Below are 21,013 nucleotides of genomic sequence, written 5' to 3' on the forward strand. Positions count from 1 at the left end.
GAAAAGCGTGATACAGCGTGCGTCGACACGCGCGGGTCCTTCCGCGTGGCACGCGCCCCGGCGCGTAGGCCCGTGATTCACGCTCGGGTCCTGGGAGGGTGACAGATGCAGTCGAGATGCGTCTTGCAACGCCTGGTCTTGATGCTGTGCTGTGCCGTGGTGTGGTCGTGCGAGCAACAGCGCGAACTGCCCGCGGCGGAGGATGCGCTCGCCCTGGCCCGGAGCTACTTCCCGGAGCTGGCCACGGACGAGGGCGCCCCCAGGCGCTTCTCCTCGTCGGACACACCGGCCTCCGGTACGGACGCGCGGGCGCTGACGGCCCGGCTCACCGGGAGCGGGACGCTGGAGATTTCCACCCGGGGGCTGTCCTTCCGGGTCGAGTCGTCGCCGGGGGAGGCCGACCACGGGACGCCGCGCCACGAGGGCGCCGTGTCGTACGTGGGCGAGCGGCACTTCTTCTTCCCGGTGGGCGGCTTCGCGGAGCTGAGCCAGGGCTGGCGCGGCTCGCGCATCGAGGAGGCCTGGGTGGTGGACGCCTCCGAGCCCACCCACCGCGCCGAGTACCGTGTCACGCTCCCGGCCACGGTGACGCGGCTGCGGGACACGGGCGAGGTCCTCGAGTTCCTCGACGAGGACGGCGCGCCGGTGCTGCGCTTCCACCCGTCCGAGGTCCGTGACGCGGAAGGCACCTCCCGTCGCGGGACGGCGCGGCTGTCGGGCGTGCGCGCGAGCGCCGTCGCGAAGGTGTTCGACGTCGTGGCGCCTCAGGTGGGAATCGTCTCGGAGGTCGCGCTCGCGGGCCTCCAGGCGCCGCTGGTGGTCGACCCCGGCTGGTCCTCGACCGCGGTGATGGCGACCGCGCGGGCCCAGCACGCCGCCATCCCGCTGACGGATGGCTCCGTCCTGGCGGTGGGCGGCGTCAACAGCCTGGGCTTCGTCACCAGCGCGGAGCGGTTCGACCCCACGCGGGGCACCTGGTCCGCCGTCGCGGCCCCGGGCATCACCGGCAATACGTCGGTCGGCGTGATGCTGCCGTCGGGCAGGGCCGTCGCCTTCATGGACGGCAGCCTGACCGGGCGTCTGTTCGACGCGACGACGAACACCTGGACGCCCACGGGCGCGATGGCCGCGAGCCGCTCGCTGCCGACCGCCACGCTGCTGTCCTCGGGGCAGGTGCTGGTGGCGGGTGGCTCCAACCTGGCGACGGCGGAGCTGTACGACCCGACGACGAACACCTTCACGGCCACGGCCTCCATGTCCATCGCCCGCCGTGCCCACGTCGCCGCGCGGCTGCGGGATGGTCGGGTGCTGGTGGTCAGCGGCTTCAACTCTGGGGGTGGGAACGTCCCCAGCGCGGAGCTCTACGACCCCACCTCCGGGACCTGGACGCTCGCGGCTCCGCCCCTGGTGCCGCGTCATTACGCGACAGGGACGCTGCTGCCCGATGGGCGCGTGCTGCTCGCGGGCGGCCGCTCGGGGGTGAATGTCGTCACGCACGCGGAGCTCTACGACCCGGTGGCCAACACCTGGACCGCGACGGGCGCGCTGCGGCTTCCCCGCAACGGCCACACGGCCACGCTGCTCCCGGATGGGAAGGTCGTGGTGATGGGCGGCTCGGATGACGCGAGGGTGGCTCAGACCGTCTCGGAAATCTATGACCCGGCGACGGGGACCTGGAGCGACGCGGGCACGTTGGCCACGGGCCGCGAGAACGCCACCGCCACGCTGCTCGTCACCGGGCAGGTGCTGGTCGCCGGCGGCTTCAACCAGTCGGGTGGATCCACGGTCTTCACCGCGGAGACGGACCGCTACGAGGCCTCCAGCTCCCGCTGGACGCCGGCCGGCGCGCTGGCGACGGCGCGCGAGAGTCAGTCGACCGTGCTGCTGCCCTCGGGGCAGGTGCTGGTCGCCGGAGGCCGCGCCGACACGGGCGTGCTCGGCGACACGGAGCGCTACACGCCCGCGAGTGACTCGTGGTCCGCCGCGGCCCCGATGAGCACGACGCGCGAGCGCGCCACGTTGACGCTGCTGCGCTCGGGGCAGGTGCTCGCCATCGGTGGCGCCAACAACGGCGGTGCGCGCCTGTCCTCGGCGGAGCGGTACGACCCGGCGACGGACACCTGGACTCCGGCGGGGAACATGGCGGGCGCGCGCGATGGCCACACCGCGACGCTGCTCGCGACGGGCGACGTGCTGGTGACGGGCGGACGGCTCGCGGGCGTGACGGAGATCTACGACGTGGCCGCCAACACCTGGCGTCCGGTGGCCACGACGCCGGAGACCCGCACGAACCACGCCGCCGTGCTGCTGCCGGACGGTCGGGTGCTGGTGGCGGGAGGCCGCTTCGCCGCGACGTCGGTCAACTCGGTGGAGCTGTATGACCCGGCCCTGGACACGTGGTCCCCCGCCGCGTCGCTCGCGGAGGGCCGGGCCCACTTCTCGCTGACCCTGCTGCCGTCCGGGCGGGTGCTGGCCGCGGGCGGCCTTTCCCCCACGGCCGAGACGGCGACCGCGGAGCTGTACGACCCGACGACCAACACCTGGTCTGCGGCGGGAACGCTCACGACGGCGCGGGCCCATCACTCCGCCGCGCTGCTGCCCTCCGGGCGCGTGCTCGTCGCGGGTGGCGAGGGCGGGGGGAGCGTGCTGAACAGCGCGGAGCTGTACGACCCGGTGACGAACACCTGGCAGCCCGCGGCGAACCTGCCCGAGGGCCGGACGCTCTCGAAGCTCATCGTGTTGTCCACCGGCGAAGCGCTGACCATCGGCGGACAGGACGCGGGCGGGGCCTGGCTGGCGAGCGCCTCGCGCTACGAGGACACGGGCGCGCAGCCCGCCTGGCGGCCGACGGTGGCCACGCCGGACCAGGTCCCCATCGGCTGTCCGGTGCGCATCACCGGCACGGGGTTCCAGGGCATCTCCGGGGCCAGCTCGGGTGACTACCGCGACTCCTCGGCGGCCTTCCCGCAGGTGCGCCTGCAGGCCAACGAGGGCCGGCGGCTGTGGAGCCTGCCGGGCAGCGACATGTCCGCCACGGGCGTGACGGCCACCATCCCCGCGAGCGTGACGCCGGGCGCGTATGTGCTCTCCGTCTTCGCCAACGGCGTGGGCGGTGGACGCGTGGTGCGCGCGGTGACGAACACGGCGCCCACCGTGCAGGGCCTGACGGCCCTGTCGAGCAACGGGGCGCCCGCGGAGGTGACGCTGACGGGCACGGACGCGGAGGGCTCCGCGCTCACGTTCATCATCGTCACGCCGCCGGCGCATGGCACGCTCACGGGCACGCCGCCCGACCTCACGTACACGCCGAACCCGGGCTACATCGGACCGGACAGCTTCACGTACCGGGCGCGCGACTGCGGACTCGACAGCAACGAGGCCACGGTGACGGTCGACGTGACCGATGACCCGCCGACGCTCACCTGTCCGGCGGACCTGGTGGTGGACGCCACGAGCGCGGCCGGCGCGGTGGTGACCTATCCCCCGGCCACGGCGTCCGACAACGGCGGGCCCGAGCCCACGGTGACGTACTCGCACCCCTCGGGCAGCACGCTGCCTCTGGGCGACACGACGGTGACGGTGACGGCGGAGGACGCGGGGGGCCAGCAGGTCACCTGCACTTTCCTGGTGACGGTGCGCGACACGACGGCGCCCACGCTGACGTGCCCCGCCGACATCCAGGTCCAGTCCGACGCGCAGGGCGGCGCGGAGGTGACCTACAGCGTGCCGCCTCCGACGGACACCGCCGGCGCCGTCACCGTGACGACGTCGCACCCGTCCGGCTCGCGCTTCCCGACGGGCCGCACGCGCGTCACCGTCACCGCGACGGACGCCTCGGGGAACGCCTCCCGGTGCGAGTTCGACGTCACCGTGCAGACCTTCGTGGTGCGCATCGCCGGTGGCAGCTGCCAGGCCGCGGGTGGTGGAGCGAACCTGGCGTTGGTGGTGCTGGCGGTGCTCGCCGTGTGGGCGAATCGTCGTCGTGGCCGCGAGGAGGCGGGTCGATGAGCGCCTCGAATCCTCTCCTCCGACTCTTCAGCTCGAAGGACCTTCCCTTGCGTAAATCGGCACGGATGTGTGTGCTCGCCGCGGCGCTGGCCTCGGCGGGCGGAGCCTCGGCGCAGACGACCTCCCAACCCCTGAGCCCCTTCGACGCGGAGCGACTGCGGCTGAACGCGTCGGCGGTGGACTCGCTGACGGTGGACACCGGGCGGCTGCTCAACGAGGGCGGCTATCGGCTCAGCCTGCTCGTGGGCTACGAGCGCGGCATCCTGGTGCTGGAGGGCAGCGACGGCAGCGAGCGCTCCATCCTCCACTACCGCACGTCGGCCTGGGTGCAGGGCGCGTGGTCGCCGGTGGACCGGTTGGAGCTGTCCGCGCGGCTGCCCGTCATCATCCACCAGGGCGGCCATGGCGAGGGCATGTACGTCGGCATCTCCACGCCGTCGTCCTCGGGCCTGGGCACGCCGGAAGTGGGCGCGCGCTACTCGCTCTTGCGTCGCGACGAGGGCGCGCCCTTGTCGCTCGCGGTGGGGCTCGACGTGGGGCTCCCGGGTGGACGCGCGAGCGCCTTCGGTCGACAGGAGCACTGGGCGGGCCTGCAGTTCTCGCCCCGCGTCTCGCTCGGCCGCGAGGTGGGCATGTTCGCGCTGGGTGCCAGCGCGGGTGCGCGCATCCGGTCCACGGAGGTGAACCCGGGCCGCGACGTGGGCACGGAGCTGGAGCAGTCCGTGGTGGTCGCCACGCGCGGCGAGGGGCTGCGCGGCGAGCTGGCGCTACAGGTGGCCGAGTCGCTGGTGCAGTCCGACGTGGCGGTGGAGCTGCTCGGCGGCGTGCGGTTGCCCATCGGTCACGGCTTCGAGGTGAACGCGCTCGCCGGGAAGGGCTTCACGAACATCCCCGGCTCGCCCGCGTGGCGGCTGGGTGCGGGAATCGCCTGGGCGCACAACCCCGCCCGCGAGGACGTCTGCCAGGGCGGCCGCAAGCACACGCCCGAGCAGTGCCCGGACAACGACGACGACAACGACGGCGTGCTCAACAAGTCCGACCGCTGCCCGAACGAGGCGGGCTCTGCGGACAACGAGGGCTGCCCGGACCCGGACTCGGATGGCGACGGCGTGCCGGACCGGACCGATGCGTGCCCGAACGAGGCCGGCAGCAAGGACGCGGGTGGCTGCCCGGACAAGGACGGCGACGGCGTGCCGGACGCGAAGGACCAGTGCCCGGAGGAGAAGGGCACGGCGGAGAACCAGGGCTGCCCCGCCATGAAGGACACCGATGGCGACGGCGTCCCGGACGACCAGGACCAGTGCCCCGACCAGAAGGGCACGGCGGAGAACCAGGGCTGCCCCGCGGCGAAGGACACGGACGGCGACGGCGTGCCGGACGACCAGGACAAGTGCCCCGACCAGAAGGGCACGGCGGAGAACCAGGGCTGCCCGGCCGCGAAGGACACGGACGGTGACGGCATCCCGGATGACCAGGACAAGTGCCCGAACGAAGCGGGCGTGGCGGGTCGTCAGGGCTGCCCGGAGCCGGCGCCGGTGGAGGAGAAGCTGTCGCTGGCGGACCGTCGCGTCACCTTCACGGTGGGCCGCGCCGAAATCGAGGGCGAGGGCGCCAGGGTGCTGGATGACGTGGCCGCGCAGCTGAAGGCGCGTCCGGACGTCGCCATCCGCATCGAGGGCCACACGGACAACACCGGTCCGGAGGACCTCAACCGCACGCTGAGCCAGGAGCGCGCGGAGTCGGTGCGCGCCTACCTCATCAAGCGCGGCATCGACGGCAAGCGCCTGGAGGCCAGGGGCTACGGTCCGTCGCGTCCCATCGCGACGAACGACACCCCGGAAGGCCGCGGCGAGAACCGCCGCGTGGAGTTCATCGTCAAGCGGTGACGGCAGGACCTGGAGGCCCGCGGAGCCACGAGGCTCCGCGGGCCTCCGGGGGCGGCTCACGCCATGGCGACGTAGGCGGCCACCGCCACCATGCACGCGCCGAACGTCCAGCCCTGGATGCGCAGGGCCCGCTCGGAGCGGAAGCGTCCCAGGATGAGCTTCCCGCCGTAGATCCACGGGAAGTGGCACGCCACGCAGACGACCAGGAAGGCCCCGGTGAGCTGCGCCGTCTGCGCGAGCATCCCGAGCTCCGGCCTCAGGAACTGCGAGAACATCACCAGGACCATCGAGTGGATCTTCGGGTTGAGCGCGACGGCGAGCACGCCCTCGACGAACCCGAGCCGCTCCGGCTCCGCGTCCTCCGCGGTGGGCGCGCGCGTGCCGCGCACGAAGCTCCACGCGAGATGGAGCAGGTACGCCACGCTGCACCAGCGCAGGACGTGCAGCAGCGCGGGCACGCCTTGCAGCGCGCGGCCCAGCCCCAACCCGTAGACGAGGCACAGGGCGACGTTGGCCACCTCGAAGCCGAGCCAGAACGGCAGCGTGCCGCGGAGGCCGAAGCGGCCTCCGGCGGTGGCGAGCACCGTGTTGCCGGGGCCCGGACTGAACACCATCGGCACCGTGTAACCGAGGAACATCACCCAGACTTCGACGGGAATCATGGCGCAGGCCCCAAGCCCCCGGCGCGTCCATCGCGTCGGGCACACGCTGGGACAAACTCCATTTCGAGCCCGCTCCCCAGCGAGCTATCCTCGGGCCCTCGATAAAGGGAGCTCATCGAGCATGCGACGCATTCCACCGCTCGGAGCCCTGCGCGCCTTCGAGGCGGGAGCACGGCACCTGAGCTTCACCCGCGCCGCCACCGAGCTGCGCGTCACGCAGGCCGCCATCAGCCACCAGGTGCGTCAGCTGGAGGACTGGCTCGGCGTATCGCTGTTCGAGCGCCGGGGCCACGCGCTGACGCTGACGCAGAAGGGACAGGCCTACCTGCGCGAGCTCACCCCCGCCTTCGAGCGGCTGGCCGAGGCGACCACGCGCCTGTACGAGGCCCAGCCGGGGCCGCTGCGGCTCACCGTGCTGCCCTCGCTCGCCGCGTGTTGGCTGGTGCCCCGGCTCGCGTCCTTGCGTGAGCGACACGAGGCGCTGGAGCTCCAGATTTCGAGCGCCGGCGAGCTGTGGGACTTCCTGGACGACCGCTTCGATGTCGGCCTGCGCTCCGGACTGGGGAAGTGGACGGGGCTCAAGGCCGAGCTGCTGGCGCCGGAGGGGCTCACGCCCGTGTGTACGCCCGCGCTCGCGAGGCGCCTGCGCTCGGCCTCGGACCTGCGCAAGCTCCGGCTCCTCCACGACACGCCGAAGGACGGCTGGCGGCGCTGGTTGGACGCGGCCGGGGTGGAGGGCGTGGACACCACGAAGGGCTTCGCGTTCAACGACGCGGGGCTGGTGCTCCAGGCCGCGCGTCAGGGGGAGGGCGTGGCGCTGGGCCGGCTGATGCTCGCCGCCGAGGACCTGCGGACCGGACGGCTCGTCCGGCCCTTCGAGACGGTGCTGCCCAACGACTACGGCTACTGGCTCGTCCACCCGCGGCCGCTGTCGGGCCGCTCCGACGTGGCGACGCTGCGCGCCTGGTTGCTCTCCGAGGCGCGCGCCACCGCGCGTTCCGTGGGGCTCGCCGTTACGGGGTAGCCCTGGCCGCGCACGAGAAGTCGGCCAGCGTGCTCCACAGCTGCTGGTCGCCCGTGTCGTCCCTGGCGAAGAAGAAGACGTGCTCGCCCAGGCGGCGGAAGCCCGCGGGAGAGGAGCCCCATGGGCCCGGGGCGATGTCCGCGAGCTGCCCCGTGGTGGCCGACGTGCCCCGCGTGAACCAGGGCTCGGTGGCCCCGTACTCGGACCCGCTGAAGAGCAGCGCGCCATGGCCCGTGTCGAACAGCGGCGAGCTGGAGTCGAGGCTCAAATCCAACGGGCGATGGATGAACCGGGTGTCCGCGGCGCTGCCATCCGTCACCCACAGCGATACATCCTGGTGGCCGGGCCCCGTGCCGCCGATGGCCATGGTGAAGAAGAGCTTCCCTCCGGAGCGCAGCGTGCGCTGCACATAGGGCATGGCATCCGGGCGACTCGAGTAGGGGTTGTCCAGGGTGGTGATGCGCGCCTTGCCGCCGCCCTCCAGCGAGAGGCGCTCCACGTGGAGCGCGCGCATGTTCGACGACAGCGTGCCCAGGTAGACCCAGTCGCCCAGCACGCCGAGCAGCCGCGTGGACCTGCCGAAGGCGTCCAGGCGCACCGTGCCCTGGGCGGTGCCGTCCGTCTTCCACACCTCGTCGTGCGAGCCGTCGTTCATCACGAACAGGCCCACGTCGCCCGTCGGGTCCACGTGGTGGACGTACGCGTCGCGCGAGTCCACTCTCTTGAGCGCGAACGTGCCAGACGGAGTGCCGTCGGTGCGCCACAGCGTGGTGCCGCCGCGCTCCGAGGACAGGAAGAAGAGCAGCGAATTGCCCACCTTCAACGAGGTGGCCTGGACGATGACGTCGTCGGGGATGAGGGCCACGCGGACGGTGCCGTCGGGCGTTCCATCCGAGCGCCACAGCTCGTGATGCACGTAGGGCGGCTGGGAGTCGAACGTCGCCCGGACGAAGACGAGCACGTCCGAGAGCGCGGTGTGATGCATCAGCGACGAGCCCTCCGCGCCGGGCGTCATGTCCTTGAGCAGCCGGCTGCCCGCCTGGGTGCCGTCGCTGACCCACAGCTCGTTGCCGGTGACGGGGTCGTCGACCTCGAAGAAGACCTTGCGGCCCATGGCCACCAGGCTCCCCAGTCGAGGGGCGCGGCGCGGGGCGGGGGCGAAGCGGTTCACTTCCACGGTGCCTCCGGGCGTTCCATCCGTGCGCCAGAGGGTGGCGCCGCCATCCTGGAAGTTGGTGCCGAAGTAGAGCATCCCGCCCATGTCGACGAGCAGGTCCGTCCCGCGCTGCTTGCCGGCGATGAGGACGGGGCCCGAGCCCGGTGGCGTGATGACCTTCAACCGGGAGGCCGTGCCCTGGGGACAGGCCTGGGCACGGGCTTCGCTTGCGCCCGTGTCGACAGCCTGTGTCGCTTCGGGGCTCGTGGAAACTCCGCACCCCGCCAGTCCGAGTCCCAACAAGGTGCACCAGAGTCTTGCCCGCATGTCCGTCCCTTTCCAGGTCGAAAAAAGCAACGGACGGTGGGGCGGGAGGCCCGGACTGCCAGCGTGCGCCCTGGGGAGGGGCTCCCGTTCAGGACACGTCGCATGGCACCTACCAGCGGGCGTTCGGGTCCACCCGCTGGCGCGTCGCCGCGTTGAGGCGGTTCCAGAGGTTGACCAGGCCGATGGACATCACCAGCGCGCCCAGCGCCGGCTCGTCGTAGTGCCGGGCGGCCTCCTGCCAGACGTCGTCGGGCACCGCGTCCGAGCGGTCGCTCAAGCGGGTGACGCATTCGGTGAGCGCCAGCGCGGCGCGCTCGGCGTCGGTGAAGTAGGGCGTGTCGCGCCAGGCGGCGACGGCGAACAGCCGCTCCTCGCTCTCACCGGCCTTCCTGGCCGTGCGCGGGTGCATGTCCACGCAGACCGAGCAGCCGTTGATTTGACTGGCGCGCAGGTGGACCAGGTCCAGCGTCTTCTGAGGCACGCCGCCCTGGCTCGTGGCCTTGGAGAGCGCCATCAGCGCGTGCATGGCCTCGGGGACGACCATCGCGGGGTTCTTCATGCGGGAGTTCATGACAGGAGTGCTCCGGGAGCCTCGAAAGGCTCCGGTGGAAGGGAGTTGCTGAACCGCTGTCTGCGTGTCACATCGACGCCGTGTTGCTTCCGGCGCCGCGATGACGGAGCCCCGCGAAGGAATGTGACCGATGGACGAAGAAATTCGGCGAGCCAGGGAGTTCGAGTCCCACCGGACGCACCTTCGGGCCGTGGCGTACCGGATGCTGGGCTCGGTGAGCGAGGCGGAGGACGCGGTGCAGGAGGCCTGGCTCCACGTGAGTCGGGCGGACACCCATGATGTGGTGAATCCCCGGGGCTGGCTGACGACGGTGGTGGCGCGGGTGTGCCTGGACTTCCTGCGCACCCGCGGCTCCCGCCGCGAGGAGTCCGCGGACCCGCGGGGCGTCTCCCGGTTGGAGCATGTGCCCGCCGCGGGCGACCCCGAGCAGGCGTCGCTGATGGCGGACTCGGTGGGCGTGGCGCTGCTGGTGGTGCTGGACGCGCTCAGTCCTCCGGAGCGCATCGCCTTCGTGCTGCACGACCTGTTCTCGCTGTCGTTCGACGACATCGGGCCCATCGTGGGGCGCACGGCGACGGCGGCCCGGCAACTGGCCAGCCGGGCGCGGCGCCGGGTGCATGGGGCCGCGCTCTCTCCAGACGCGGACCTGGGCCGGCAGCGGGAGCTGGTCGCGGCCTTCCATGCGGCGGCGCGGGGCGGGGACCTGGACGCGTTGCTCGCGATATTGGACCCGGACGTGGTGGCGCGCACGGATGCGCGGGTGTTGCCACCCGGGGCGTCGCGGGAGGTCCGGGGCGCGGCGTTCGTCGCGCGTCAGGCCACCCTCGCGTCGGCGCGTGCGCGCTTCACGCAGCTGGCGCTCATCGATGGGCAGGTGGGGCTGGTCATCGCGCCGGGAGGCCGGCTGGTCTCCGTGCTGCGCTTCACCGTGGAGGCAGGGCGCGTGGTGGCCATCGAGTCCATCTTCGACCCCGAGCGGCTGAGCCAGCTCGAGGTGGCGGTGTTCCCCGCCTGAGTCCGTCGCGGCTCACCAGGCGGTGCCGCACAGGCGGCTCTCGCGCAGGCCGCCTTGGGGGAGCACGGTGAGGAAGCGGCGCGACACCGGGTGCCACGCGGTGGGCTTGAGGGTGGCGTCCTCGTGCAGCTTCTCACCGGTCTCGATGTCCCAGACGGCGGTGCCGGTGTCCGCCGCGCTGGCGAGCAGCAGGTTGCCGTCGCACTCGAAGGCGCCCCGGGGGCCTGGGAACCAGCGCAGGAGCTTGCCGGTGGAGACGTCGTGGAAGAGCGCGGCGTCGATGAGCTTGTCGACGTCTCCACCGAAGCCCCACGTCGCGAGGATGTGGGGGCCGACGAAGCAGCGCGGGCCGTCCCAGTAATAGGGGACCTCGCGGAGCCGTCGCTGCGAGGGGCCGTCCTCGGACTCCCAGACGTTCTCCCGCACCCAGCGCCGCAGCGACAGGCTGGTGAGGATGCCCACCGGGTGCCAGACCCAGCCGTCGTCCACGAGCCACTCGTCGTTGGGGGACACGGTGAGGCCGCAGTGGAAGTAGTCGAGCTCGTGCGCGCGGATGGGTTGATTGGGCTCGCCTCGGGACGGCGGCTCGCGGGCGCTCAGCAGCGCGCCGGTGGCGGGGTCCGACAGGTCCAGCCGGTTCCACCCGGTGGCGTGTACGAGCAGCGTGCGCTCGCCATCGCGGAAGAAGGCGACGGAGTAGTCGCAGTGCTTCGTGTGGTACGAGCCCCGGTCGAGCCGCATCGTCACCGCGCCGGTGGTGAGGTCGACGACGACGCCGTGGCTGCCGCGCAGGTTGACCACGGCGGCGAAGCGGGCGCAGGCGGAGACGTGCAGCGCGAGGGGCGCGGCGAGGTCGAGCGCGGTGTCGATCACCGAGCCCAGACGGGCGGGGGTGGCCTCGTCGAGGTCCAGGCGGAGCAGGGCGCCCTCCGGGTCCACCGCGAGCCAGCTCGACGCGCCGAGGGCGGCGACGGCGAGCGGCGTGCGTCCGGTGAGCGCGGAGAGGCTGTGCTCGCGATGCTCGAAGCGCAGGTCCGTGGCGCGGGAGCGGGACTCGGGGCGGCCGATGACGCCGATGAGGTCGAAGCCACGGGCGACGGTGGCCTGCTGGCAGTCGGTGCAGACGGCGCGGTGGGCCTGTCCGGGGTGGCTGACGCGGCCGCAGTCCTCGCAGAGCAGGTCCATCCAGGCGCCCTTGCCGGTGAAGCGGACGTAGTAACCCGCGTCTTCGTTCTCGAGCAGGTGGACGCAGCACAGACCCGCGACGGGCGCGGCATGGCCACAGGCGAGTGTCTCCACGGCGGACCTCGAGGTGAAGGTGAGGCCGGCAAGGTACCCGAGCCGCGTTGTCGTCGCATCCGACGTGGGTCGCGGAAACGCGGTGTGGCCTGTGCGTTGGAGCCCGGGTCCGCTTGGGTCGAGAAACTCCGCCCGCGCTTCACCTGGGCGCTCGAGTGCGTGCGCCGGTGAGCAGGTGGCCTACCTGAGCGCCGACGCATCGGGCCTTGGACCCACCTGGAAGATTCCGCCGCGCGTCCGGTCAGGCGCGGTGGTCCGCCTTGGACGCGTCACTGGCGTCGACAATCTCCACGTTGCGGAAGTCCTCGCAGGGCTTGGCGAAGCCGAGCACGTACTTCAGCGTGCGCAGCTCCAGCAGCAGCTTGTTCCACAGCCTGCGCGGCAGGCTCGGCTTCACGGCGACGGGCAGCGTCAGCGCGCTGTCGTTGAGGTCCAGGTAGTGGCAGGTCGTGCGCCCCAGGCCCTCGAAGTCGTGCTCCAGCCCTTGGGCCTTGCCTCGCAGCTCCGGCTCCAGCCGCTGGTGCACCGCGTCGGTCATCAGGACGTACTCGGACACCGGCACGTCGTTCTTCAACATCCGATGCACGAGGATGACGTCGACGCCCGCCAGCTCCGTGAGGTGCTTCACGCGCTGGAACGCGACTTCTCCGGAGTGGGCCACGAACTTGAGCGTCAGCGAGCCCACCTGCGTGCACCCGTCGCACTTGCACATCCGGTCCACGTCCAACAGCGTCCGCCGCGCGAGGAACGCACGCCGGATGTCGGAGATGCGCTGGGCGAGCGAGCCGTGGTCCTCTCCCACCGCGTAGAAGAACGCCGCGTCGCCTTCCAGCTTGGCGAGCTTGAGCTTCCCCGACGCGTCGATGACCGCCTCGAGCAGCTGCGCCACCGAGTCCTGCGCGTGAGCAAGGCTGAAGCGGTGATGCTTCATGAAGCGGGTGTAGCCGCCGATGTCCGCGATGAGCAGCAGCGCCTTCTCTGTCGCCATTCTGCCACCAGCGTAGCCCAGCGCCCCGGAGAGGCAAGCCGCCCACCCGGGCTCAGCGCTCCGACTCCACCTCCTCACGAAGGCGGTGCAGGGCCTCCGCGAGCGGATTGTCGGGATGGAGCCTCACCTGGATGGGCATCCCGAGCAGCACCTCCAGCTCCGTGAACCCCTTCAACACCGGCCCCGGCGCCTGGGTGTCGACCTGAATCATCAGGGACTTCTCCCAGGACACGGTCTCCAGCCGGTCATCCGCGGACAGGTACGGCCGCAGGCGTGGCACCAGGTCAGCGGCCCCAGGGCTCTTCTTCGCGAAGTACCCGGTGACGATGACGCGCTGGCTGGTGAGCATCAGTGCCCGTCCACCCTGTCGATGGGCCAGGTATCCCAGCCGAGGACCGAAGTGTCCCTCCTCGAGCAGCACGTGCGAGCCAGCCACGGTGACGGCGCCCTCCAGGTCCCGGGCGTAGCGCGCCGCGGCCTCCGCCGAGTCGAACAGGGCCCACAGCCGCGTCCGAGTGGCCCTCGGAGGTCTCGACGCGAGCGCCTGCTTCAGGTTGGCCTCCCGAGGCGTCTCCACCAGCTCCGCCGCGAGCACCGCGCCATGCTCCTGGGCCATCGCGGAGAGGCGGGCCGCGCGCGTATCGAGCGCTTCCTCGTCCCCGGCCTCGCCCCAGAAGTCCACCAGCCCATGGAGCTGATTCGCATGACGCACGAAGGGGCCGAACCCCGCCGCGTCCAACGCGCGCGCGAGTGCCGGGAGCGACGCCGCGTCCTTCACGCCGAACACCGTGGCCAGCAGGACCTGCGCGTGGACATGGATGCCCGTGTGGACCAGGCGGCCCTTGCGCTTCCACACCCGCGTCCGCAGCGCGCGGAAGTCGTCTCCCAGCGTCATGTCGGTGTGCATCAGCACCGCGCGCCCCACCGCGAGCATCACCTGGGGCGCATACTCATCCGCCGCGATGGGGATGCCCTCGGCCGCCAGCAGCGTCTTCCACCGCTCGGGGTAGTCGCTCCCCGACTTCCAATCGGGAACGAGCATCTCCAGATACGCGGTCGCCTCCTCGGACGTGTCGAAGCGGCCCACGAGCACGCAGTCGCCGCTGTTGTTGCCGGAGAACCCGCGCCACACCCGGACACCGTCCTCGAGCGCATCCGCGCGCGGCGAGCCCGCACGCGCGCAGCCCGGCAGGGGCGACGGCGTGGACAGCGTCGCCTGATTCCCCTCCCACGCCCGGAGCACGTCCTCCGCCGAGCCGACGGGCAGGCCCGCGCCATGGAACGAACAGGACTTCAGCTTCCGGTCCGACGTCAGCGTGACGAAGTCGCGTCCCGCGCCGCAGTCACCGCCGAAGAGCCGGGGCACCTCCAGCAGCATGTCCCCGAAGCAGACCGACAGCCGCGTGCGCACCGGGCTCGCCGCCACGATGTCCGTGAGCCGCGCCTGGTCGTCCGCGCCGAGCCGCAGCGCCGCATCCCGCCCCACGTAGCGCAGGAGCGCGACATCGCGGCACCCCAGCGCCTCCAGCCTCCGCAGCCGCTCCGGGAGGCCCGACACCTGCTCCGGCGTGGCGAGCAGGTTCACCCCGAAGGTCTGCCCCGCGCGGGCCAGCCGCGCCACGCTGGCCTCCCAGTCGTTGTCCTCGTACAGGGACACCCGCACCTCACCCAGGTGGGGTTGCAGTCGCGCGAGCCGCTCCTTTGAGAGCAGCACCCCGTTCGTGGTGAAGTGGATGGCCAGCGGCGTGTGCGTCGCCAGCCGCTCGACGAGCGCATCGAAGCCCCGGAACGCGAGCGGCTCCCCGCCACCGAAGGCCACCTCCAGCGTCCCCGCGCGCGCCAGCCCCGAGAGCACCTCGAACGCCGAGTCCACCGTCCAGTCGCTGCGCGCCTCGCGCTCCCGCGAACAGAAACCACAGGCCAGGTTGCACGCGTTGGTGATGCCGAAGAGCACCAGCCGGGGCGCGCGGCGTCGCAGGTGCCGTGTCCCGGGCGCATCGAGCCGGAGGTTCGTCCCCGTCTTCCGATGGAACCAGAGGAGGGCACCGTCGAGAGCATGGGGGCGCCAGTCGGGCTGCGGCTGCATGGGGACCTCGTGGGGAGAGTGGCCCCCATACGTCCACCTTCGCACAGCCCTGACTCGATGGCGCGCCCGGTCGAACGCTCGCTCAGTTCCTGGAAGTCCGTGCTCTCACACCACAAGAAACCTTTGCGGGGACCGGGCCGATAACCGGACAGACGCCCCGCTCATCCCCACACCCCCGAGGTTCCAGTCATGGGCATCCGGCTCCCCAGCTTCAATGACGTGAAGAAGACGGTGACCCGCACGGTGGACGACGTGAAGGACACCGTCGTCGACAAGGCGAAGGGCGTGAAGGACGCCGTCGTCGACAAGGCCCAGGACGCGAAGAAGGCCGTCGTCGACACCTCGCGCGACGTCTTCGAGGACGTCAAGCGCAACCCCGTCGCGGACGCGTTCAAGAAGGCCATCACCGACCCCAAGGACCTGGCGCGGGACGTGTTCCAGACGGGCCTGCGGGCCGCCTACCACGGCGCCAACGCGGTGCTCCCGGACGGCGCGACGAACGTGCTGCTCAAGGGCACGGAGCTGGGCGTGGACGCGCTCGCCAAGACGTCCGAGGTCGTCCTGGGCAAGGACGCCTCGCTCACCGACAGCCTCAAGAAGCTGGGCGAGGTCGACCTGGAGGCCATCAACCGCACCACGGACCCGGTGACGGGCCAGAAGCTCGAGGCCGACTGGACGAAGCTGTGGGGCACGTGGCTGCTGGAGGAGAAGCCGGCGGACCTGGGCACGTGGGACAAGACGACGGACGGCGAGGGCCGCACCGTCGACCGCGTCACCATCACCGATGACAAGTACACCCAGGACCTCGCGGGCCGTCCGCACCAGCAGCAGCTGACCGAGGAGTTCTTCAAGATGTACCCCAACCCCAAGCCCGGCGACGTCTTCCCGCCCACGCAGGGGGACCCGAAGGTCATCGCCGACGCGAACGACAAGGCCCTGTATCGCTTCACCGGCCCCGGCACCTCGGAGAACAACAAGGACGCGCCGTACACCGCGCTCGAGTGGTTCATGGGCTCGTACAGGACGCAGATCGAGTGCACCGGCATCGACCCGAAGACGGGCAAGCCGAACCTCGAATACAAGGTGACGAACAACTCCCACCTGGAGTCGGGCACGCGCGTGCCCCAGTCCTTCCAGGACAAGGGCCTGCCGGACGCGCTCGTGGGGGACGTCGAGCGCGAGCGGGGCCTGGGCGTCGGCGGCAGCTTCATCCAGGACTTCGTCTGGACGAGCAACGGCGTGGACAACCCCAACAAGTAGCGCACGTCCTCCCGCTGTATCCATGAAGGCCCGGTGGCCCGCGTCGATGCGGTCCCGGGCCTTCTGTCTTTGCGTGACAGAGCCCACGTCCTGGAGTGTTTGTCTTTGTGCGTCAGCTGATTTTCGCGCACATCGGGAAACTAATTCCTACCCGTCGCGATGATAAAGGCATCCCCCAGCCATTCGAGGCGATGTCATGGCCCCCATCTCATCTGTCGACCGTGGAGCAGCCGAGGCAGCCCGCAGGCGCGCGGAGGCGGCGCGAATCGCCGCCCAGGCCCAGGCCGCCGCCGCCAAGGCGAAGGAGAAGGCCGCGCAGAAGCCCCAGCAGACGCTCACCGCGTTCGAGGGGCCTCGGAAGGTGGGCGCGGAGCGGCTGACAGGGGAGAAGGCCTCGCCCGTGGCCAAGGGCCCGCTCGACGCCGCGCCCGCGGACCCGAAGGCTCGCGCGGGCTGGTGGAAGCAGCTGTCCCCCACGGAGCAGATGCAGGCGGTCAGCTCGGACCCGAAGAAGGTCGGCTCCCTGGATGGCCTGCCCGCCTCCGTGCGCGACACCGCGAACCGCCAGCAGCTCAAGAACGAGCTGACCCAGCTCACCGCCGAGGCCGACAAGGCCAAGAAGGACTACCTGGACAACCGCTCGCTGGGAGACAAGCTGCGCGACGCGCTCCGTCCGGGCAGCGCCGCGGACGAGCCCGCGGAGAAGTTCCTCCCGAAGGAGAAGCAGCACCAGCTGGAGAACGCGCGGGCGGTGCAGAAGCAGCTGGAGCGGACGGAGAAGGAGGTCGGCTCCGCGCAGCTGCTCGTCTACGACTCCGCCTTCGTCAAGGGCGAGGGGCGCGCGGCCATCGTCGCTGGCAACCTGGACACGGCGAAGCACGTGTCGGTGAGCGTGCCCGGGCTCAACTCGGACGTGCGCGACTATATGGACAACATCACCAGCGACGCGCTGAACCTGCACAAGGCCGCGGGCAAGGAGCACGGCGAGGTCGCGACGGTGGCGTGGATGGGCTACGACGCGCCGGGCTTCCAGAACGTGGCGTCCGACAACGCCGCGGAGAATGGCGCGAAGCTGCTCGCCTCGGACGTGGCCGGCATCCGCGCCAGCCGCGAGGGCAACCCGCCCCACCTGACGGTGATTGGCCACAGCTACGGCAGCACCACGGCCTCCATCGCCGCGGACAAGAACGGCCTCCAGGCGGATGACCTGGTGCTCATCGGCAGCCCGGGCGCCGGCAGCGCGAAGTCGGTGAAGGACTACGACGGGCCGCTCGCCAACGGGCACGTCTGGTCCGGCTCGGCCAGCCGGGACTTCGTCTCCTGGCTCAACGGCAGCAACCTGCCGGGAGACCCGCTGGGCCAGGACCCGACCGAGGACCTGTTCGGCGCGAAGCGCTTCACCGCCGAGGCGACGGACCGCGGGGACAAGAGCAACTTCGAGGACCACTCCAAGTACTACCGCGCGGGCTCCGAGTCCCTGGGCAACCTGGCCGACATCGTCACCGGCAACTACGGCGGCGTGGACTCGGCGAAGCACCGCTACGGCGAGCACGACTGGTTCAAGGGCAACCGCGTCATCGACCCGGAGACGCAGCGCCCCGTGTCGTGATGCGGCCCGCGTGATTCAACGCAGTCCAGCGTGTCATCGAGTTCCTGCCGTACGCTCCAGGGATGTCAGCCGAAGCGCTCCTTGAGCACGGCCGCGTAGCTGCGGCTGAGCGGCAGCGGCGACTCCACGCCGCGCAGGTACACGTCGCCGCCACCGCCGAGCCCCCGGTCCACGCGCTCGACGAGCGTCAGGTTGACCAGGGCGGAGCGGTGGATGCGCGCGAAGGTCCGCTCCGGCAGCCGGGCCTCCCACTCCTTCAGGGGGCGCGGCGAGAGCGTGCACGTCCCGTCCGCCGTCACCAGCTCCACGTAGTCGCCCGCGCCGCGCAGGCAGACCAGCTGGTCCACCCGCACGAAGCGCGACTTCGCGCCGTTCTCCAGGAACAACATGTCCGTCTCGGTCAGCTTGTGGCGCGAGGGCGCTTGCGCGGGAGCGGGCTTGTCCTTCTCCGCGTCCTCCAGTCGCGCCAGCGTCCGGGCCAGCCGCTCCGGGTGCACGGGCTTGAGCAGGTAGTCGAGCGCGTTGACCTCGAACGCCCGGAGCGCGTGCGCGTCGAAGGCCGTCACGAAGATGACCTCCAGGCGAGGCTCCGGCAGCCGGGCGAGCAAATCGAACCCGCTCTCTCCCGGCATCTGCACGTCCAGGAACAGCAGCTCCGGCTTCAGCTCGTCGATTCGCGCGAGCGCGCTGGCCACGCTGTCCGCCTCGCCCACCACCTTCACGTGGGGGAAGGGCGTCAGCATCTCGCGCAGCTCGGCGCGCGCCAGCCGTTCGTCATCCACCAGCAACGCGCGCAGCGGGGGCGTCATGTGACTCCTCGGCGAGAATCGGGGTCCACTCCTGGGCGGGCAGCTCCACGCGGACGCGCACCCAGCCGTCCTCCTCGGAGGTCTCCAGCCGCGCCCGCTCCGCGTAGAGCTGGGCCAGCCGCTCGCGCACGTTGCGAAGGCCGGTGCCCGTGCCCTCGGGGCCCATCTCCCGCGCGGGCGGCGCCCACACGCCGGTGTTCTCCACCAGGATGAGCAGCACGTCCTGCTCCCGCGAGATTCCCAGCCGCACCCGCACCGGCAGCTTCCCCGATGCCAGCCCGTGCTTCACCGCGTTGTCCACCAGCGGCTGGATGAGGAACGCCGGCACGGAGAGCCGCTCGGTGCCCGGCATCACCGACACCTGCACGTCCAGCTTCTCCTCGAAGCGCACCGACTCGATGCTCAGGTAGCTGCGCACCATGGCGAGCTCCTCCTCCAGGGGCACGTGCGGGCTGTCCCCCTTCTGGAGCGAGAAGCGCAGGAAGTCCGCCATCTCCGTCACCATGCGTTTGGCGCGCGCCGGGTCCTCGCCAATCAGCGCGCGCACCGACGTCAGCGCGTTGAACAGGAAGTGCGGACGCACCTGGTGCCGCAGGGACGCCAGCCGCGCCTCCTGCGCCAGCGTGGCCGCCTTCAGCGCCCGCTCGCGCTCGTCCTGCCACGCCTGGGCGTGCTTGATTCCGAAGTACAGCCCGCTCCAGCCCAGCAGCGTCACCGCGTAGTCGAGCGCGGCCCTGCCGAACATCATGCGGTTGGTGCGCCAGTTGTACGTCTCATACATCCACGTGGCCCACACCTCCGCGAGGCCCATCCACACCACGCCGAACACCGCGCTGGTGGCCATGGCCCAGGCGGCCTGACGGGTGAATCCGCCGGGGAACAGCCGCTGGTAGCCCAGCCGCATCAACGAGGTGAGCACCAGGCCGAACATCGCCCGGCTGCCCTTGGCCATGAGCAGTGACACGGTCCGCCCATCGGCCGCGGCCGCGGGCAGGAAGGTGACGATGAGCAGGATCGCGTAGAGCCCCCAGCCGCCGAACTGCATCGGCCAGAAGGAGGGCCTCGACGCCGCGCGGGAATCCATGCGCGGCAGGGTACCAGAGGCCTCCGTGAGCGACGACGGACCGACATGTTCGCCTGGCTGCTTCATCGCCCGAGCATCGAGCGCAGCAGCGCGGCGAAGGCGGTCATCTCCTCCACCGTGCCCACCGTCAGCCGCAGGCGCGCGGCCTCCGCCGCGATGGGCACGTTGGGCTGGGTCGTCAGGTGGAAGCCGTGGGGCGCGAAGCGCACGGGCAAATCCAGCAGCTCCGGAGGCAGGGGCATCCAGACGAAGTTGGCGTGGCCCGGCACGTACTTCATTCCCACGGTGTCCAGGGCCTTGGTGGTGATTCGGCGCGCGTCGGTGATGAGCTTGCGGATGCGCGGCACGAAGGCCTTGTCCTGGAGGCTGGCGAGCGCGGCCTCGATGGAGAGCGCGTTGGGCAGCGTCATCTGCCGCTCGGAGAGCTTCTTCACGAGCGCGGGCTGGGCCAGCGCGTAGCCCACGCGCATGCCGGCGAGCCCGTGAATCTTGGAGAAGGAGCGGGTGATGATGACGTCCTTCCCCGCGCGCACCTGGTCGACCATGGAGAGGCCGGGCGCGGGCTCCAGGTATTGGATGTAGACCTCGTCCACCAGCACGGTGGCGCGGGGGGCCACGGCCTCGCAGAAGGCGCGCAGCCGGCCCGGGTCGACGATGGTGCCGGTGGGGTTGTTGGGATTGCAGACCGAGACGAGCTTCGTGCCCGCGTCCACGCGCGCCGCGAGCGCGTCCAGGTCGTGCGTCATCGTGGCGTCCAGGGGCACCCGCTGGACCTTGCCTCCGGCCCGCTCGGCGTAGGTGGCCACGATGGGGAAGGACGGGTCGGGACAGATGACGCCGCCGCCTCCGGAGGCGAACTCGTTGGCGATGAGGACCAGCGCCTCGAAGGCGCCCGCGGTGAGCAGGACGTGCTCGGGCGTCAGTCCTTCCTGCTCGGCGATGAGGCGCTTGAGCGCGTCGACGCGGTCCTGGGAGGCATAGCGGCTGGAGAGGTGGAGCGACTCGCGCATCACCCGCAGGGCGCCCTCGCAGGGGCCGTAGCGGTTCTCGTTGAAGAAGAGGCGGACGGGGTCCTGGCTCCAGTTCTTGCGAGGGGCGGGCGCCGCCATCGACAGCTCGGGGCGGACCACGAGCGCGGCGGCGCCGGCGAGGAGGGCCCGGCGGGTGGGAAGGGGGTGGGGCACGAGGGTTCTCCCTGCGCGAGTGGGCGGGGTGTGGGTTCGCGCCAG

At 71.4% G+C, this 21,013-nt stretch carries 15 protein-coding genes; 6 read left to right on the top strand and 9 right to left on the bottom strand.

Annotated elements, in window-relative coordinates:
• Positions 1-123: 123 nt before the first annotated feature.
• Positions 124-4,008, top strand: a complete 3,885-nt coding sequence (locus FL311_RS06100; protein ID WP_228556699.1) for a kelch repeat-containing protein — start codon at positions 124-126, stop codon at positions 4,006-4,008.
• A 47-nt stretch (positions 4,009-4,055) separates the two neighbouring features.
• Positions 4,056-5,894 carry an OmpA family protein gene (locus FL311_RS06105; protein ID WP_228556700.1) on the top strand — a complete coding sequence of 613 codons (1,839 nt, stop codon included), beginning with the start codon at positions 4,056-4,058 and terminating at the stop codon, positions 5,892-5,894.
• Between the two features lie 56 nt (positions 5,895-5,950).
• Here FL311_RS06105 and FL311_RS06110 read toward each other — a convergent pair whose 3' ends face one another.
• A complete protein-coding gene (locus FL311_RS06110; RefSeq protein ID WP_141323991.1) occupies positions 5,951-6,556 on the bottom strand; it encodes a LysE family translocator in 606 nt (201 codons plus the stop codon).
• 121 nt (positions 6,557-6,677) lie between these two features.
• On the opposite strand from FL311_RS06110, the gene gcvA reads away from it, so the two are divergent.
• On the top strand, positions 6,678-7,580 hold the full coding sequence (gene gcvA / locus FL311_RS06115; RefSeq protein WP_141323992.1) for a transcriptional regulator GcvA: 903 nt from the start codon (positions 6,678-6,680) through the stop codon (positions 7,578-7,580).
• On the opposite strand, the gene FL311_RS06120 is transcribed toward gcvA, so the two are convergent.
• A complete protein-coding gene (locus FL311_RS06120) occupies positions 7,570-8,919 on the bottom strand; it encodes a hypothetical protein (protein ID WP_228556701.1) in 1,350 nt (449 codons plus the stop codon). The genes gcvA and FL311_RS06120 overlap by 11 nt on opposite strands.
• A 253-nt stretch (positions 8,920-9,172) precedes the next feature.
• Positions 9,173-9,634 (bottom strand): carboxymuconolactone decarboxylase family protein, encoded by a 462-nt coding sequence (locus FL311_RS06125; RefSeq protein WP_141323994.1) that lies wholly within the window; start codon positions 9,632-9,634, stop codon positions 9,173-9,175.
• Between the two features lie 130 nt (positions 9,635-9,764).
• On the opposite strand from FL311_RS06125, the gene FL311_RS46070 reads away from it, so the two are divergent.
• On the top strand, positions 9,765-10,649 hold the full coding sequence (locus FL311_RS46070) for a sigma-70 family RNA polymerase sigma factor (RefSeq protein ID WP_141323995.1): 885 nt from the start codon (positions 9,765-9,767) through the stop codon (positions 10,647-10,649).
• 12 nt (positions 10,650-10,661) lie between these two features.
• Here FL311_RS46070 and FL311_RS06135 read toward each other — a convergent pair whose 3' ends face one another.
• The 3 genes from FL311_RS06135 to FL311_RS06145 form a co-directional block, all read right to left on the bottom strand.
• Positions 10,662-11,948 carry a hypothetical protein gene (locus FL311_RS06135; RefSeq protein ID WP_141323996.1) on the bottom strand — a complete coding sequence of 429 codons (1,287 nt, stop codon included), beginning with the start codon at positions 11,946-11,948 and terminating at the stop codon, positions 10,662-10,664.
• Between the two features lie 241 nt (positions 11,949-12,189).
• Positions 12,190-12,936 carry a DUF2652 domain-containing protein gene (locus FL311_RS06140; protein WP_141323997.1) on the bottom strand — a complete coding sequence of 249 codons (747 nt, stop codon included), beginning with the start codon at positions 12,934-12,936 and terminating at the stop codon, positions 12,190-12,192.
• 52 nt (positions 12,937-12,988) lie between these two features.
• The gene (locus tag FL311_RS06145) at positions 12,989-15,022 is read right to left on the bottom strand and encodes a radical SAM protein (protein ID WP_141323998.1); all 2,034 of its coding nucleotides are present in this window, start codon (positions 15,020-15,022) and stop codon (positions 12,989-12,991) included.
• Positions 15,023-15,211: 189 nt separating this feature from the next.
• Between FL311_RS06145 and FL311_RS06150 the strand changes: the two genes are divergently transcribed.
• The gene (locus FL311_RS06150) at positions 15,212-16,282 is read left to right on the top strand and encodes a hypothetical protein (RefSeq protein WP_141323999.1); all 1,071 of its coding nucleotides are present in this window, start codon (positions 15,212-15,214) and stop codon (positions 16,280-16,282) included.
• A 196-nt stretch (positions 16,283-16,478) separates the two neighbouring features.
• The gene (locus FL311_RS06155; protein WP_141324000.1) at positions 16,479-17,891 is read left to right on the top strand and encodes an alpha/beta hydrolase; all 1,413 of its coding nucleotides are present in this window, start codon (positions 16,479-16,481) and stop codon (positions 17,889-17,891) included.
• Positions 17,892-17,956: 65 nt separating this feature from the next.
• Here the strand turns inward: FL311_RS06155 and FL311_RS06160 are convergent, their stop codons facing one another.
• The 3 genes from FL311_RS06160 to FL311_RS06170 form a co-directional block, all read right to left on the bottom strand.
• Complete coding sequence (locus FL311_RS06160; RefSeq protein ID WP_141324001.1) at positions 17,957-18,700, bottom strand: LytTR family DNA-binding domain-containing protein; 744 nt, start codon at positions 18,698-18,700, stop codon at positions 17,957-17,959.
• Positions 18,666-19,784, bottom strand: coding sequence for a sensor histidine kinase (locus FL311_RS06165; RefSeq protein ID WP_141324002.1), 1,119 nt, complete (start codon positions 19,782-19,784; stop codon positions 18,666-18,668). The genes FL311_RS06160 and FL311_RS06165 overlap by 35 nt, the downstream gene beginning before the upstream one ends.
• Before the next feature lie 62 nt (positions 19,785-19,846).
• Positions 19,847-20,968, bottom strand: coding sequence for a histidinol-phosphate transaminase (locus FL311_RS06170; protein WP_194869076.1), 1,122 nt, complete (start codon positions 20,966-20,968; stop codon positions 19,847-19,849).
• Positions 20,969-21,013 lie beyond the last annotated feature (45 nt).

The organism is Myxococcus sp. AB025B, assembly GCF_006518215.1.
Classification (GTDB): domain Bacteria; phylum Myxococcota; class Myxococcia; order Myxococcales; family Myxococcaceae; genus Myxococcus; species Myxococcus fulvus.

What these genes read in the sequence shown, in the direction of transcription:
- FL311_RS06140 (WP_141323997.1), bottom strand. Translation starts at nt 12,936, where the DNA reads ATGGCGACAGAGAAGGCGCTGCTGCTCATCGCGGACATCGGCGGCTAC.
- gcvA (WP_141323992.1), top strand. Translation starts at nt 6,678, where the DNA reads ATGCGACGCATTCCACCGCTCGGAGCCCTGCGCGCCTTCGAGGCGGGA.
- FL311_RS06150 (WP_141323999.1), top strand. Translation starts at nt 15,212, where the DNA reads ATGGGCATCCGGCTCCCCAGCTTCAATGACGTGAAGAAGACGGTGACC.
- FL311_RS06110 (WP_141323991.1), bottom strand. Translation starts at nt 6,556, where the DNA reads ATGATTCCCGTCGAAGTCTGGGTGATGTTCCTCGGTTACACGGTGCCG.
- FL311_RS06160 (WP_141324001.1), bottom strand. Translation starts at nt 18,700, where the DNA reads ATGACGCCCCCGCTGCGCGCGTTGCTGGTGGATGACGAACGGCTGGCG.
- FL311_RS06155 (WP_141324000.1), top strand. Translation starts at nt 16,479, where the DNA reads ATGGCCCCCATCTCATCTGTCGACCGTGGAGCAGCCGAGGCAGCCCGC.
- FL311_RS06165 (WP_141324002.1), bottom strand. Translation starts at nt 19,784, where the DNA reads ATGGATTCCCGCGCGGCGTCGAGGCCCTCCTTCTGGCCGATGCAGTTC.
- FL311_RS06145 (WP_141323998.1), bottom strand. Translation starts at nt 15,022, where the DNA reads ATGCAGCCGCAGCCCGACTGGCGCCCCCATGCTCTCGACGGTGCCCTC.
- FL311_RS06125 (WP_141323994.1), bottom strand. Translation starts at nt 9,634, where the DNA reads ATGAACTCCCGCATGAAGAACCCCGCGATGGTCGTCCCCGAGGCCATG.
- FL311_RS46070 (WP_141323995.1), top strand. Translation starts at nt 9,765, where the DNA reads ATGGACGAAGAAATTCGGCGAGCCAGGGAGTTCGAGTCCCACCGGACG.